Origin of the sequence: Streptomyces sp. rh34, assembly GCF_002551245.1 — a bacterium.
Taxonomy (GTDB): Bacteria; Actinomycetota; Actinomycetes; order Streptomycetales; family Streptomycetaceae; genus Streptomyces.
On record NZ_NTGZ01000181.1, the window covers coordinates 1 to 15,397 of the forward strand.

The 15,397-nt window shown below is 69.4% G+C and carries 10 protein-coding genes and 3 pseudogenes; 1 reads left to right on the plus strand and 12 read right to left on the minus strand.

The annotated features are described in order from the left end of the window. The 4 genes and pseudogenes from CR470_RS39760 to CR470_RS26845 all read right to left on the minus strand — a co-directional run. Positions 1-371 (minus strand): annotated as a pseudogene (locus CR470_RS39760) (hypothetical protein); the annotation flags it as partial. Positions 372-546: 175 nt separating this feature from the next. After that, on the minus strand, positions 547-1,020 hold the full coding sequence (locus CR470_RS26835; RefSeq protein ID WP_097870104.1) for a DUF6113 family protein: 474 nt from the start codon (positions 1,018-1,020) through the stop codon (positions 547-549). Beyond that, positions 1,017-1,979 carry an N-acetyl-1-D-myo-inositol-2-amino-2-deoxy-alpha-D-glucopyranoside deacetylase gene (gene mshB / locus CR470_RS26840; RefSeq protein WP_257138927.1) on the minus strand — a complete coding sequence of 321 codons (963 nt, stop codon included), beginning with the start codon at positions 1,977-1,979 and terminating at the stop codon, positions 1,017-1,019. Before mshB ends, CR470_RS26835 begins: the two co-directional genes overlap by 4 nt. Before the next feature lie 65 nt (positions 1,980-2,044). Next, positions 2,045-2,239, minus strand: coding sequence for a hypothetical protein (locus tag CR470_RS26845; protein WP_097870105.1), 195 nt, complete (start codon positions 2,237-2,239; stop codon positions 2,045-2,047). Positions 2,240-2,403: 164 nt separating this feature from the next. On the opposite strand from CR470_RS26845, the gene CR470_RS26850 reads away from it, so the two are divergent. Continuing rightward, on the plus strand, positions 2,404-4,530 hold the full coding sequence (locus CR470_RS26850; protein ID WP_097870106.1) for a prolyl oligopeptidase family serine peptidase: 2,127 nt from the start codon (positions 2,404-2,406) through the stop codon (positions 4,528-4,530). Positions 4,531-4,571: 41 nt separating this feature from the next. Here CR470_RS26850 and CR470_RS26855 read toward each other — a convergent pair whose 3' ends face one another. From CR470_RS26855 to CR470_RS26890, 8 genes and pseudogenes are all read right to left on the minus strand, one after another. Next, positions 4,572-5,585, minus strand: coding sequence for a hypothetical protein (locus CR470_RS26855; protein WP_097870107.1), 1,014 nt, complete (start codon positions 5,583-5,585; stop codon positions 4,572-4,574). A gap of 273 nt (positions 5,586-5,858) precedes the next feature. Then, positions 5,859-7,179: pseudogene (locus CR470_RS26860) on the minus strand (ABC transporter ATP-binding protein). After that, entirely contained in the window at positions 7,172-8,230 is a 1,059-nt protein-coding gene (locus CR470_RS26865; RefSeq protein WP_097870108.1) for an ABC transporter ATP-binding protein, read from the minus strand. The pseudogene CR470_RS26860 and the gene CR470_RS26865 overlap by 8 nt, the downstream one beginning before the upstream one ends. A gap of 11 nt (positions 8,231-8,241) precedes the next feature. Beyond that, positions 8,242-9,195, minus strand: coding sequence for an ABC transporter permease (locus tag CR470_RS26870; RefSeq protein ID WP_097870109.1), 954 nt, complete (start codon positions 9,193-9,195; stop codon positions 8,242-8,244). Further along, positions 9,188-10,117 (minus strand): ABC transporter permease, encoded by a 930-nt coding sequence (locus CR470_RS26875; protein ID WP_097870110.1) that lies wholly within the window; start codon positions 10,115-10,117, stop codon positions 9,188-9,190. Before CR470_RS26875 ends, CR470_RS26870 begins: the two co-directional genes overlap by 8 nt. A 128-nt stretch (positions 10,118-10,245) precedes the next feature. Next, on the minus strand, positions 10,246-11,865 hold the full coding sequence (locus tag CR470_RS26880; protein WP_097870111.1) for a peptide ABC transporter substrate-binding protein: 1,620 nt from the start codon (positions 11,863-11,865) through the stop codon (positions 10,246-10,248). Between the two features lie 574 nt (positions 11,866-12,439). After that, the gene (gene typA / locus CR470_RS26885; RefSeq protein WP_097870112.1) at positions 12,440-14,314 is read right to left on the minus strand and encodes a translational GTPase TypA; all 1,875 of its coding nucleotides are present in this window, start codon (positions 14,312-14,314) and stop codon (positions 12,440-12,442) included. Positions 14,315-14,678: 364 nt separating this feature from the next. Next, a pseudogene (locus CR470_RS26890) lies at positions 14,679-15,397 on the minus strand (ABC transporter family substrate-binding protein); the annotation flags it as partial.

The following is a 15,397-nucleotide window of genomic DNA, read 5'->3' on the forward strand; positions in this document are numbered from 1 at the left end:
GCGCCGTTCGGGCCCGCGGCACGGTCCGGGGGTGCTGGTGCGGGTGCGGGCGGCGGTGTGCCGGGGCGCGGGGTTCCGCCGGTGCGCTCCGCGTCGGAACGGCCGCCGCCGATGTCGCTCTCCGCCATCGGCGTACGCATCACGACCGGCGGGATGGGGCGCGACCCGGGGATGTTGATCCGGATGCGCGTCGTCAGCGTCGTCTCGGTCTTCGGTTCCTCGGGCCGGGGCGGAGCCACGGATTCCGGGTTCTCTTCAGAGCCGTCCTGCGACGGGTACTGGCGGGATCCGTACGGCGGCGTACCCGAGGGGTACGCGGCTCCGCCGCGGCCCTGGGGCCCGGAGGACGAACTGTCAGTTTCACGACTCAAAGCAGGTTCTCCCGATTGGCTCCGCCGCCCGTACTTCCCCCATGCCGCAGGCCAGGGGACGGCTCGGCGCGCGCACCACCATACTGGCCGCCGCCGTCGGACACTCCGCGACCGGGTGAAACCTCCACCCGCGCATCACACCTGTGAGGGTCTTCCCGGACCCGGATGTGGCACTTCACGTACCGGACCGGCCGCTGTGGATGGCTGATTGCGGCACTTTGGACGTGGTGGCGCACATCACAGCGACAGCCGTCCCGCCGAGCATGAACAGCACCAGGCCGAGTTCGTCGCCGAAGACGTAGTCGCCCTCCGGCCGCCCGCTCAGCAGAAGGAACACCGTGATGAACCATCCGGCCGCCGGGGCGAGCGCGCCGATCTGGGTGCGGGTCAGAATCCGGCCGCCGTAGAAGAGGCCCGCGGAGGCCGCCAGCGCGATGATCAACCCGCCCGGGAACCAGGCGGCTTGGACGAGTGCTCCGGCGACCGCGACCAGTGCGCCGAGGACGGCGAAGCCCGCGTACGCGGCGATCCGGGCCGGGTTCGGCCGGGCCGCGAGACCGGTGGGACCGGGATCCCTGGGTGGCGCGTTCCGCCGCGGCGCGCTGGAGGAGCCCGCGCGGACGCGGCCCTTCCCGGGGTTCCCGCTCATGTCGCGCCTCCCGTGGCGCCCGCAGCGCCTCTGCCGCCCGTGACGTCCGTGCCGCCCGTGCCCGTATCGTCCGGGGCGCCCGGCAGGCCCGCGAAGAGATCACTCTCGCGCGCGCCCTCGGGCACGCCCGGTGCGCCTCGCACCAGTTGGTAGTGCTCGGTCGTCAGCAGGGGCTGGCCGAGGTCGTTGGAGAGGGCGAAGAAGGGGCCGTCGACCGCGATCTGGGTGGCGTGGGCGCGCATCGCCGCCGATTTGGCACCGGCGTACGCCGCTCCGTCGATCTCCGCGGTGATCCGCTCCCCGTCGGTCACGCCCGGGACGTCGTCCACGGAGGCGATGCCGGGGAAGACCCCGGGGGCGGTGGTGCGCAGCCGCTCGAAGCCGGCCTCGGCCACGGCCCGCTCCACCCGGTTCCAGTAGATCTTCGCGACGGCGTGCGGCGCGCCGGGGCCGTACGCCGGGTCGGCGGCCAGGTCGGCGGCGCGCATCGCGACGCGGTGGGCCTGGATGTGATCGGGGTGGCCGTAGCCGCCGTCCGGGTCGTAGGTGACCAGGACCTGGGGGCGGACCTCGCGGATCACCTCGACGAGGTGGGCCGCCGCCTCGTCCACCGGGGTGGACCAGAACGAGCCGGGGCGGCCGTTCTGCTCGGCGCCCATCATTCCGGAGTCCCGGTAGCGGCCGGCCCCGCCGAGGAAGCGGTGGTCGTCGACGCCGAGCTCCTTCATCGCCGCGGCCAGCTCGCCGACGCGGTGGGGGCCCAGCGCGTCGTCCCGGTCGGCCGTGAGGCGGGCGAGCGAGGGCGGGATGACCTCGCCCTCCTCGCCGAGCGTGCACGTCACCAGGGTGACGTGGGCGCCCTCGGCCGCATACCTGGCCATGGTGGCGCCGTTGTTGATCGACTCGTCGTCGGGGTGCGCGTGCACCAGCAGCAGACGGCGGGCGGGGAGGTCCTTCATGGGGACCACCCTACGAGCCCGGAGGCCCCCCGTGCCCCGCGCCTCCTCGGCTCCCGGGTGCGGGGTCAGAACTTGATGCTGCTGATCATCCCCGCCACATTGGTCGTCAGATCGGAGATGGTCGGCGCGACGGACGAGCTCGCGATGTAGAACCCGAGCAGCATGCAGACCACCGCGTGCCCTCCCTTCAGCCCGGATTTCCGGATCAGCAGGAAGACGATGATCGCCAGCAGCACTACCGCCGAAATCGAGAGCGCCACGGCGGTTCACCTCCATCAGTACGGTCGGGACAGGAGCACACGCGGAGCCAGCAGGTTCCTACCCACCGAGCGCTACGGATCATAACTTTCCGTGCCAACGCATTGGTCGGGGCACAGCAGCACGAGGGGCGCACGAACCGCTGCGCGAGGCTAAGTTCGGAGTCATGACCTCGCAGAAGCTGTCCTTTCCCCGCCAGCAAGCACGGACCCAGCGCTTCACTCTCGGCGCACCTCGCGCCTTCACCGTCTCACCGGATGAGACGCGCGTGATCTTCCTCCGGTCGATGTCCGGAACGGACCGCACCACCCGGCTCTGGGTCCTCGACCCGGCGACCGGCGAGGAGCGCGTCGCCGCCGATCCCGAAGTCCTGCTGGGCGGTGCGGCGGAGAAGCTGTCGGCCCAGGAGCGGGCCCGGCGGGAGCGGACCCGGGAGGGTTCGTCGGGCATCGTCTCCTACGCGGTGGACGCGGCGGCGGAGTTGGCCGCGTTCGCCCTGTCCGGAAAGGTGTACGTGGCCGAGCTGCGGGCCGGGACCGCGCGGGCGCTCCCGGTGCCGGGCCCGGTGATCGACCCCCGCCCGTCCCCCGACGGCCGGCACATCGCGTACGTGGCCAAGGGCGCGCTGCGGGTCGTGGGCGCGGGGGGCGAGGGCGACCGGGCGCTGGCCGAGCCGGAGAACTCCCATGTCACCTACGGTCTCGCCGAGTTCATCGCGGCCGAGGAGATGCACCGCTACCGGGGCTTCTGGTGGTCGCCGGAGTCGGACCGGCTGCTGGTCGCGCGGGCCGACGACAGCCCCGTACAGCGGTGGTACATCGCCGATCCCGCGCACCCCGAGCGCCGTCCCGCCGAGATCGCCTACCCGGCGGCGGGCACACCCAACGCCGAGGTGGGGCTCTTCGTCATGGACCTGGAGGGGGCCCGTACCGAAGTGGTCTGGGACCGGGCCGCGTTCCCGTACCTGGCCCAGGTGCACTGGTCGTCCGCGGGTGCTCCGCTGCTGCTGGTGCAGGCCCGGGACCAGCGCAGCCAGCAATACCTGGCGGTGGACCCGGAGACCGGTGCGACCCGGATCGTGCATGTCGACGAGGACCCGGTGTGGCTGGATCTCTTCCCCGGGGTGCCCGCGTGGGCGCCGGACGGGCGGCTGGTGCGGATCGTCGACGAGGGCGGCGCGCGGGTACTGGCGGTCGGGGACCGGCTGCTCACCGGGTCGCAGCTGCACGTCCAGTCGGTGCTGGACATCGGGGAGTCCGACATCCTGGTCTCGGCCGTGGCCGGTGAGGACGCGGTCGAGCCCGAGATCGGGCAGATCCACGTGTACCGGGTGAACGAGCTGGGAATCGAGCGGATTTCCGAAGGGGTGGGGGTGCACTCCGCGGTCCGCTCGGGCGGTCTCGCGGTCGTGGTCTCGGCCGTCCCCGAGGAGCCCGGAGCCGCCGCGTGGGTGGTGCGGGACGGCAAGCGGCTGATGCGGATCCCGAGCTTCGCCCAGGAGCCGGTGCTCTCCGCCCGTGTGACGCTCACCGAGGGGGGCGCACGGCGGATTCCGTGCGCCGTGCTGCTCCCCTCGGACTACCAGGAGGCGGATGGTCCCCTTCCGGTCCTGATGGACCCGTACGGCGGTCCGCACGGCCGCCGGGTGGTCGCCGCCCACAACGCGCACCTGACCTCACAGTGGTTCGCGGACCAGGGCTTCGCGGTGGTCGTGGCGGACGGGCGAGGCGCTCCGGGCCGCTCGCCCGGCTGGGAGAAGGCGGTACGGGACGCCCTTGTGATGACGATGGAGGACCAGGTCGAGGCGTTGCACGGGCTCGCCGGGCGGTTCCCGCTCGATCTGTCCCGGGTGGCGATCCGCGGCTGGTCCTTCGGCGGCTATCTGGCGGGGCTCGCGGTGCTGCGGCGGCCCGACGTCTTCCACGCGGCGGTGGTGGGCGCTCCGGTGACGGACCAGCGGCTGTACGACACCCACTACACCGAGCGCTATCTCGGCGACCCGGCGACGCAGCCCGAGGTGTACGCGTACAACTCGCTGCTCACCGACGACGGTCTTTCCGAGCCCGCCGACGAGGTCCGGCCGATGATGATCGTGCACGGCCTGGCCGACGACAACGTGGTGGTCGCCCACGCCCTGCGGCTGTCCTCGGCGCTGCTGGCGGCCGGGCGTCCGCACGAGGTGCTGCCGCTGAGCGGGGTGACCCACATGACGCCGCAGGAGCAGGTCGCGGAGAACCTGCTCCTGCTCCAGGTGGACTTCCTCAAGCGGTCGTTGGGGCTGACCGGAGCCTGAGCGTCCCGCGACCGGCCCGCCCCGCCCTTCCCGTCACCCGCTCACCAGCGGGGCGGCGGGGAGGAGGGCGGGGGCCCGAAGCCGCCGCCCTGCGGAGGTCCGAAGCCGGGGGCGGGCGGCTGCTGGCCGGGGGGCTGGTGCGGCGCGTGGGCCGGGGGCTGGACGCCCCAGGGACCGACGCCGCCCCAGGGGCCCGGGGCGCCACCGACGGGGGTCCGCCCGACGCCCTTGCGGGCGAGGACGATCAGCACGACGGGCCCGACGAGGAGCGAGGAGACGGAGCTCAGCATGTTCAGCTGCGCCTCGACGTCCAGGGTGGTGAACTGCTCGTACATCTCGTAGTGGATGACGCGCGCCGTGCCCAGCACGCCGGAGGAGAGCACGAACCCGCCCGCGATCAGGCCGAGCGGTCGTGCGAGGGCCGCACCGGCGACCGCGCCGACGGCCGCCACCAGGAACATCAGGACGTGCGTCACGGTGACCCAGCCGGGCGGTCCCTCGGTCAGCGGGATGGTCAGGGGTTCCCCGCCGATGAACCACCCGGGATAGAGCTCGGACGGATAGACGAACAGCTGCCGGATCTCCCAGGCGGCGAAGAGCAACGCCTGGAAGCCCAGGAGCAGGAAGACGGTCACCCCCGCTCCGCGCCCCGGGCCGGCGGGGCGCTCCGCGCCCTCCGGCACCGGGCGACGGCCCGCCGCCCCCGCGACGATCATGGCGAGCCCGGCCACCAGGGCGACGTACGTGGTCAGCAGCGCCCGGTCCCGGAGGTCCTCCGGCGCCGGGGCGTCGGCGATGGTCCAGACGCCCGGCAGCCGCAGGGCGAAGGTGACCACGCCGGTGACGATCAGGACCGAGGCGGCGGAGGCGGAGCGGAGTGCCGCCACAGCGGCGGCGGCATAGGCCGGCAGCAGGACGAGGCTGGTGGCCGAGGTGGTGGTCCGCGGCGCGTCCCGGAGGTCCGCGGTGCCCGACCAGTACTCCCAGACCGCGACCGGCCCGTCGGCGGCCCGGATGTCCCGCACCAGCCAGGCGATGATGAGTAGTGCCGGCACCGCGCACAGAACGGCGCCGGTGATTCTTGCTCCCCGTGTGAGTGTCACCCGGTGATACTCCATGGCCCCGAACGGATGAACAAGTCCGCACAGGGAGGCGGGAAGGGTCCGTACGGGACGGACCGGAGGCGGCGGGCGACCGGCCGGAGCGACAGGACGACGCCCCGGCCGGACCACGGCACCCGCACGGCCGTACGCTGTTCAGCATGGAGCGTCCGTATATCGGAGCGGCGACGGTGAAGTTGCCCGCGTGTTAACGCGTCTGACGCCGCTTCACGGTGTCTCGTCCTCCGTGCGCCCCGGCTCATCCGTGCGACCGAGGACCTCGGTCGGCTCGGGGGCCTCCGGCTCGTCCTCGGTCGGCACCACGCGCTTCTCCTCCGCGAAGTGACACGCCGAGTCGTGCCGGGCCGGGGTGTCGACGAGCCGGAACTCCGCGGGGACCGCCAGCAGCGGGACCTCCAGTTCGCACCGCTCCTGCGCCTTCCAGCAGCGGGTGCGGAAGCGGCAGCCCGAGGGGATGTTGGCGGGCGAGGGGACGTCGCCGTGCAGGATGATCCGTTCCCGGTGGGCGCGGGCCGTCGGGTCCGGTACGGGGACGGCGGAGAGCAGCGCCTGGGTGTACGGGTGGGTGGGGTGGTCGTAGATCTCCGCGTCGGAGCCGATCTCCACGATCCGGCCGAGGTACATCACGCCGACCCGGTCGGAGATGTGCCGGACGATCGAGAGGTCGTGGGCGATGAAGACGAAGCTCAGGCTGAACTCCGCCTGGAGCCGGTCCAGCAGGTTGACGACCTGCGCCTGGACGGACACGTCGAGCGCGGAGACCGGCTCGTCGGCGACGATGATCTCCGGGTTGAGGGCGAGGCCGCGGGCGATGCCGATGCGCTGGCGCTGGCCGCCGGAGAACTGGTGCGGATAGCGGTTGATGTACTCCGGGTTCAGACCGACGACGTCCAGCAGGTCCTGCACCCTCTGGCGGCGGCTGCCCTTCGGGGCGACCTCGGGGTGGATCTCGTACGGCTCCCCGATGATGTCGCCGACCGTCATCCGCGGGTTCAGCGAGGTGTACGGGTCCTGGAACACCATCTGGATGTTGCGGCGCACGGCCTTCAGCGCCCGGCCCGACAGCTTNGTCGCCGACCGTCATCCGCGGGTTCAGCGAGGTGTACGGGTCCTGGAACACCATCTGGATGTTGCGGCGCACGGCCTTCAGCGCCCGGCCCGACAGCTTGGTGATGTCCTGGCCCTTGTAGAAGACCTCACCGGCGGTGGCCCGCTCCAGCGTCATGAGGAGCTTGGCGACCGTGGACTTGCCACAGCCGGACTCCCCCACGATGCCCAGGGTCTCACCGGCGTGCAGGTCGAAGGAGATCCCGTCGACGGCCTTGACCGCGCCGATCTGCTTCTTGAAGAGGATGCCCTGCGTCAGCGGGAAGTGCTTGACGAGGTTCCGCACCTGGAGGATCGGCTCGCCCTGGCTGACGGGCGCGTCGACGGCGGATACGGCCTCCGCCTCGGTCGCGGCGTCCACGGTCTCCACGTCGGAGACGTTCGGGGTGGCGTCCACGGGCTCCTTCTTGAGCTCAGCCATGGATCGTCTCCTTCCAGAAGTGGCACGCGCTACCGCGGCCGACGAGCTCCAGGCCGTCCTGCTCGGTCACCGGGGCGAGCGGCGGGACGTCGGTGCGGCAGATGTCCTGTGCCTTGGGGCAGCGCGGGCTGAAGGCACAGCCCGCGGGGATACGCGTGAGGTTGGGCGGCAGGCCCTTGATCGCGTAGAGCTCCTGGCCCTTCTGGTCCAGGCGCGGGATCGAGTCCAGCAGTCCCTTGGTGTACGGGTGGGCCGGGCGGCTGTAGAGCTCGCCGACCGGGGCCGTCTCCACGATGCGGCCCGCGTACATCACGGCGATCTTGTCCGCGACGTCGGCGACGACGCCGAGGTCGTGGGTGATCAGGATCAGGCCCATGTTGTACTCGCGCTGGAGCTCGGCCAGCAGGTCCATGACCTGGGCCTGCACCGTCACGTCGAGCGCGGTGGTCGGCTCGTCGGCGATGATCAGGTCCGGCTCCAGGGCCAGCGCCATGGCGATCATGATGCGCTGGCGCATACCGCCGGAGAACTGGTGCGGGAAGTCCGAGATACGGGCCGCCGCCGCCGGGATCTTGACCTGGTCCATCAGCTCGATGGACTTGGCCTTGGCCTCCTTCTTGGAGAGGCCCTGGTGCACCCGGAACATCTCGCCGAGCTGGTAGCCGACGGAGAGGACCGGGTTCAGCGAGGACAGCGCGTCCTGGAAGATCATCGCGATCTTGCGACCGCGGATCTTCCGGCGCTCCTCGTTGGACATCTTCAGCATGTCCTGACCGCGGAAGAGGATCTCGCCCTGCGTGATCTTCCCGGGCGGCATGTCGAGGATGCCCATGATGGTCTGCGCGGTCACGGACTTGCCGGAGCCGGACTCGCCGAGCACCGCGAGCGTCTCGCCGGCGCTGACGGTGTAGTTCACACCGTTGACCGCCTTGGCCACACCGTCGCGGGTGTGGAACTCCACGTGCAGGTCACGGACGTCGAGCAGTGGACCGTCGCCACTCACGGACTCCCGCGGTGCGGGGACGTGAGCCGTCTTGTCGATGGTGGTCACGAACGCCTCCCTCAGCGCATCTTGGGGTCGAGGGCGTTGCGGACCGCATCGCCGAACATCAGGAAGGACAGCACCGTGACCGAGACCATCACCGAGGGGATGACCAGGACGTACGGAGCGTTGCGCAGCTGGTCCTTCGCAGCGGACACATCGATGCCCCACGAGACCGTCGGCTCGGCGAGGCCGATGCCGAGGAACGACAGGGTGGCCTCGGCGGCGATGTACCCGCCGAGCGCGATGGTGGCGACCACGATCACCGGAGCGATGGCGTTCGGCAGGATGTGCCGCGTCAGGATCCGGGTGGTGGAGGCGCCGAGCGCCTTGGCGGCGACCACGTAGTCGGCCTGCTTGATCGTGATGACCGAACCACGGGCGACACGCGCGATCGACGTCCAGCCGAGGAAGGCCATCGACAGGATGACGACCCAGACGGAGCGCTGCTCGAAGCTGGTCAGGATGACCATGGCGCCGACGATGAAGGGGACGCCGAAGAAGACGTCGGTGATCCGGGACAGAATCGTGTCGATCCAGCCGCCGAAGTAACCGGCGAGCATGCCGATGACCAGGCCGGTGACGGTGACCGCGAGGGTCACCACGACGCCGACGGTGATCGAGGCGCGGGCGCCGTAGACGACACGCGCGTAGATCGAGCGTCCCTGGACGTCGTAGCCGAGCCAGTCGGGGGCGAAGAAGTTGCCCCACTTCGGGTGCTGGAGGTAGTGCTCGGCCAGGTTGGCGTCCCGCGGCGAGGCACTGGTGAACAGGCTCGGGAAGATCGCCATGATGGCGAGCAGCAGGATCAGCACCATCGAGATGATGAAGAGCGGGTTGCGGCGCAGGTCGTGCCAGGCGTCCGACCAGAGGCTGCGCGGCTTGCCGGGCGCGGGCCCCGAGTCCGGGGCGGGCGGCGCGTCGACGGCCGTGGCCGAAGCGTCGGTGCTCTTGAGTGCGGTGGTGTCAGGCATACCGGATCCTCGGGTCCAGGACCGCGTAGAGCAGGTCGACGAGCAGGCTGGCGACGAGATAGACGACGACGAGCAGCGTCACGACGCCGACGACCGTGGCGCCCTCACGCTTGGCGAGGGCCTCGAAGACGAGCGATCCGACGCCCTTGATGTTGAAGATGCCCTCGGTCACGATCGCGCCGCCCATGAGGGAGCCGATGTCGGTTCCGAGGAAGGTGACGACCGGGATGAGCGAGTTGCGCATCAGGTGGACGCCGATGACGCGGCGGCGCGGCAGGCCCTTGGCGACAGCCGTACGCATGTAGTCGGCGCGGATGTTCTCCGCGACCGAGGTACGGGTGAGGCGGGCCACGTAGGCGAGCGACAGGGACGCCAGCACCACGGCCGGCATGAGCAACTCGCCGTTCGTCGGTTCGAGACTCACGTTCGGCTTGGCGATGCCGAGCTGGAACGCGAAGAGGTACTGGACGAGGAAGCCCAGCACGAAGGACGGCATGGAGATCAGCACCAGTGTCAGGCCGAGCAGACCTCGGTCCCGGAGGGACTCGGCCTTCAGACCCGCGACGATGCCGAGCGAGATCCCGGCGACGACCGTGAAGACGAAGGCGAAGATCGCCAGTCTGACGGTGATCGGGTAGGCATCGGCGATGACGTCGGCGACCGGACGCTGCGTTCCGATCGTGGTACCGAGGTCCCCCTGGAAGAGATTGCCGAGATAGTTCAAATACTGCTGCCAGATCGGCAGATCCAGGCCCAGATCCGCCTTCATCGACGCGATCTGTGCCGGGTCTACATGCTGTTCACCGGCAAGTGCTCTGACGGGGTCGCCGGGCAGTGCGTACATCATCAGGAAGACCAGCAGGGTCGACCCGATGAAGACCGGGATCATCTGGAGCAGTCGTCGTGCGACATAGCGCCCCATGGGTGCCTCCGTGTGGGGATAACTGCGGCGCGGGGGCCGCCTCTTCGCAGAGACGGCCCCCGCGCCTCCGACCGTGCTGAGGGGCAGCACGGGCGGATGACGGCCAGTTGGGGAATGACCCGCAGGCGTTACTTGGTGGTGACGCCGGTCAGTTCGAGGTCACCGTGGAAGTCGACCTTGACGTTGTCGACGTTCTTGCCGTGGCCGCCGTTGATGGCGTAGTACCAGAGCGGGATGGCGGGCATCTTGTCCACCAGGGCCTTCTCGACCTCCTGGTAGGCGGCGACGGAGGCCTCGAGCGAGTCGGCCTTGTCACCCTTCGCCATCAGCTCGTCGATCTCCTTGTCGGCGAACCGACCGTTGTTCGACTCAGCCTTGGAGTGGTAGAGCTCCTTGAGGAAGTTCACGTTGACGGGGTAGTCGGCCACCCAGCCACCGCGGTAGAAGCCCTTGACCTCGTTGTTGTCACGCGCTTCGAGGTCGGTCGGGAAGTCCGGCTTGGCGTCGCCCACGCACTCGACCCCGGTGGCGTTGCGGATGGACTCGCAGACAGCGGTCACCCACTCCTTGTGCCCACCGTCGGCGTTGTACTGGATCGAGATCTTGTTCTCCGGAACACCGCCGCCCTCCTTGATGAGCTCCTTGGCCTTGGCCGGGTTGAACTTCAGGATGTCCGAGTCGAGCGTCTGGTTGCCCTTGACCTGCGGGGGCGTGAAGCTCGTCGCCGGGATGCGGGTGCCGTTCAGGACGGTCTTCGTGATGGTGTCACGGTCGACCGCCATGGACAGACCCTGGAGGACCTTGGGGTCGATGTCCTTGAACGACTTCGAGTAGAACGCCGGGACCAGCGTCTGGATCGCGGCGTACGGCTGGTCGATCGCGCCGTCACCGAGGTCCGTCTTGTACTTCGGGAGGTCACGCGGGCCGACCTGACGGATCATGTCCAGGTTGCCGGAGATGACGTCCGCGTAGGCCGCCTCGACGGTCGAGTAGTTCTTGAACTGGATGCCCTTGTTGGCAGCCTTGTTCGGGCCCTGGTACTCGTCCCAGGCCTTGACCTGGATGAGCTTCTTGTGGGTCCACTTCTCGAACGTGTACGGGCCGTTGCCGATCGGCTTCTGGCCGAACGCCTTCGGGTCGTCGTAGAAGACCTTGGGCAGCGGCGCGAACGTCGCGTAGCCGAGCTTGTAGTTGAAGTACGGAACCTTCTCCGACAGCTCGATCGTGAACGTGGTGTCGTCCACGGCCTTGAGACCCGACATCTCCTTGGCCTTGGGCGCACCCTTCTCGGGGTGGACGTCCGCGTAGCCCTTGATGTCGGAGAACCAGAACGCGTTCTGCTGCTTGTTCTCGACGTTGGCGTACCAGTTCCACGCGTCGATGTACGACTGCGCGGTCACGGCCTCACCGTTGTGGAACTTCCAGCCGGCCTTGAGCTTGACCGTCCACGTCTTGGAGTCCTCGGTCTCGACGGACTCGGCGTTCGTGAGAACGATCTCGCCCTTGTCGTCGAAGTCCAGGAGCTGAGTGAACAGCGACTGGATGACGTAGGAGCCGTTGCTCTCGTTCGTGTCGGCCGGCATCAGAGGCTTCTGAGGCTCACCGACGTCGATCGAGACGTAACCGGCGGGCTGGCCCGACGTGTTCTTCTTGCCTTCGTCGCTGCTGTCGCTTCCGCCACAGGCAGTCGCGGCCAGGGCGATGACGGCCGCTCCCGCGACCCACTTGGCGCTCTTGGCACCGCGCATGGGTTTCCTCCTCATGAGTCCACTTTTGACTACAAGAGGGGCACTGGAGAGATTCACCGACACCCCTGACGGTGATCGTTCAGTGCCCCGAGTGTGCTCGTGAGTCGGCACTCCCCACAGTGCGTGACCCATTGACCCGAGCTCAATGGAGCCAACTATTGAGTACAGCCGGGCTGTAAACCACACCTAAAGGGTCTCGGTTTGACAACATCAGCACCCTCTGCGTGCCCGAAATCCGGACAAAGCGATCCCAGACAGACACACCCGAAACGGACTGTTAACACATGTTCCGGAGAGCGACCCCCGATATCCGGACACCTTGGTCAGAAAAAGAGATTGACGAAGGCCCGGCCCACCACAGTGTCCGTGGCAGGCCGGGCCTTCTGTCAATGCCCGTGCTGACGGGCCGTCCGGCGGGCGCGAGCGGTCTCCGCATACGGAGCGTGCGACTCCGGGGAGCTCGGGGCTCCCGGGACTCCCCGGCCGGGCACACGGAACCGCCCGGAAGCCCTCAGGGGCGTCCGGGCGGTCCTCAGGTCCCGTGGGGCCACGTGTCAGCCGTACGGGCCCGGTGTCAGCCGTTCTTGGCGCGCGAGGCCGTGCGGCCACGCTGCTTGGCGTCCAGGACGACCTTGCGGATGCGCACGGTCTCCGGGGTCACCTCGATGCACTCGTCCTCGCGGCAGAACTCCAGGGACTGCTCCAGCGACAGCTTGCGGGCCGGGACCACGTTCTCCGTGGTGTCCGCGGAGGCCGCACGCATGTTGGTGAGCTTCTTCTCCTTGGTGATGTTCACGTCCATGTCGTCGGCGCGGGAGTTCTCGCCGACGATCATGCCCTCGTAGACCTCGGTGCCGGCCTCGGTGAAGATGACACCGCGCTCCTGGAGGTTGACCATCGCGAACGGCGTGACGGAGCCCGAACGGTCGGCCACCAGCGAGCCGTTGTGACGGGTGCGCAGGTCGCCGAACCACGGCTCGTGGCCCTCGAAGATCGAGTGCGCGATGCCGGTGCCGCGGGTCTGCGTCAGGAACTCCGTACGGAAGCCGATGAGGCCGCGGGAGGGAACGATCCACTCCATGCGGACCCAGCCCGAACCGTGGTTCGTCATGGTCTCCATACGGCCCTTGCGGGTCGCCATGAGCTGCGTGATGGCGCCGAGGTGCTCCTCCGGCGAGTCGATCGTCATGCGCTCGATCGGCTCGTGGGTCTTGCCGTTGATCTGCTTGGTGACGACCTCGGGCTTGCCGACGGTCAGCTCGAAGCCCTCGCGGCGCATCTGCTCGACCAGGATGGCGAGCGCGAGCTCACCGCGGCCCTGGACCTCCCAGGCGTCGGGGCGCTCGGTGTCCAGGACGCGGAGCGAGACGTTACCGATCAGCTCGCGGTCGAGGCGGTCCTTCACCTGGCGGGCGGTGACCTTGTGGCCCTTGCCGCCCTTGCCGACGAGCGGCGAGGTGTTGGTGCCGATGGTCATCGAGATCGCCGGCTCGTCGACCGTGATCAGCGGGAGCGCGATCGGGTTCTCGGGGTCGGCCAGGGTCTCGCCGATCATGATGTCCGGGAATCCGGCGACGGCGCAGATGTCGCCCGGGCCCGCCACCTCGGCCGGCTTGCGGGTGAGCGCCTCGGTCATCATCAGCTCGGTGATGCGGACGTTGGACATGGTGCCGTCGCGCTTGATCCAGGTGACCGTCTGGCCCTTGCGCAGCTCGCCCTGCTCGACGCGGCAGAGCGCGATACGGCCGAGGAAGTTGTCGGCGTCCAGGTTGGTGACGTGGGCCTGGAGCGGCGCGTCCGCGTCGAACTCCGGGGCCGGGACGTGCGACAGGATCGTGTTGAAGAACGGCTCCAGGTTCTCGCTGTCCGGCGGGACGGTACCGTCCTCGGGCTTGGTCAGCGAGGCGACGCCGTCACGGGCGCAGGCGTAGACGATCGGGAACTCGATCTGGTCCTCGTCCGCGTCCAGGTCCAGGAACAGGTCGTACGTCTCGTCGACGACCTCGGCGATCCGGGAGTCGGGACGGTCCGTCTTGTTGATGCACAGGATGACCGGCATCTTCGCGGCCAGCGCCTTGCGCAGCACGAAGCGGGTCTGGGGCAGCGGGCCCTCGGAGGCGTCGACGAGCAGCACGACCGCGTCCACCATCGACAGACCGCGCTCGACCTCGCCGCCGAAGTCGGCGTGGCCGGGGGTGTCGATGATGTTGATCGTGATCGGGTCCCCACCGTCCTTGGGGTGATACTTCACCGCCGTGTTCTTGGCGAGGATCGTGATGCCCTTCTCACGCTCCAGGTCGTTCGAGTCCATCATGCGGTCGTCGAGGTGCTCGGCGGCGTGGGCGGCGAACGCTCCGGCCTGCTTGAGCATGGCGTCGACCAGCGTGGTCTTGCCGTGGTCGACGTGGGCGACGATGGCTACGTTACGGATGTCGTGGCGCGTGGGCATGGGTGGCTTGCGCTTCTCTCAGATCGTGGGATCAGGCGTCTCAGTCGGTCTTCGAGTCCTCGTACGCCCGCCGGGCGGCACGCCACGGCTCGTCCCATCGTACGGGCCTTGGGCCCACCGGGCCTCCCGGGCCGATCCGCAGAGGCGGTCTTCCCGTGTGATTCAGGCAATATTCAGCCGGTGTCAAGGTTCATCCGGGCCATCTAGTGGCCTGAATACGGGCGCTGCTGTGGGGGGTGAGGAGTGGTGAAGCGACGAACGGCCCGGGTCAAGGGCAGACACCACACTGCCCGCCGGCGGAACCGGCGGGCAAGGGTTTTGAGGTGCATCTGAGCTTGACGGCGGGAGGGTGTGGTGGTTCCCGCTACTTCTTGCGGTCTGCGGGGGAACCTGCCGCTTGCCGGTTCTTGAACCCGATGTCCTGGTACCGGGGGGCCGCGAAGCCGAACGCCCCGACGTTCGCGAGCTTTTTGTCGACCGCGACCAGCTGCGGGCGCTGGAAGAGCGGAATCGATCCGGCGGCGGCCCAGATCCGGGCGTCCGCCTGCTTCATCAGCTCCCGCGCGGCCTCCTCGTCGAGTTCGGCGGCGGCCTGGTCGAAGAGCTGGTCGATGTGGTCGGTGCCGACCCGGGTGTAGTTCTGCTCGACGAGGAGCGATCCGTCGGTGGCGGGCTCCGGCTTGGCGTAGATCGGGCGGCCGTCGGTGGCCGGGTAGGCGGTGGCGGGCCAGGAGTAGAGCGCCAGGTCGTACACGCCGGAAGCGACGTGGTCCTTGAAGTAGCTCTCGTCGGGGACCTTGATGATCTCCGTGCCGATGCCGATCTTCTCCAGCATCACCGCGATCTTGTCGCCGACGCTGCGCAGCGACTGGGAGCCGGGCCCGGAGGGGAGCACGAAGCGCAGGGTCAGCGCCTTGCCGTCCTTGCCGAGCTGTCCCTTGGCCGCAGCGGGCGCCGGAGCCGCGGTGCCGACGGGGGCGTACGCTCCGGCGGCTCCCCCGGGCTGCTTGTCCTGGGCGGCGACGGCGCCGTCCTCGCCGAGGGCGCCGGCCTGGCGGAGCAGGGCCGCGCCCTGGGCGGCGG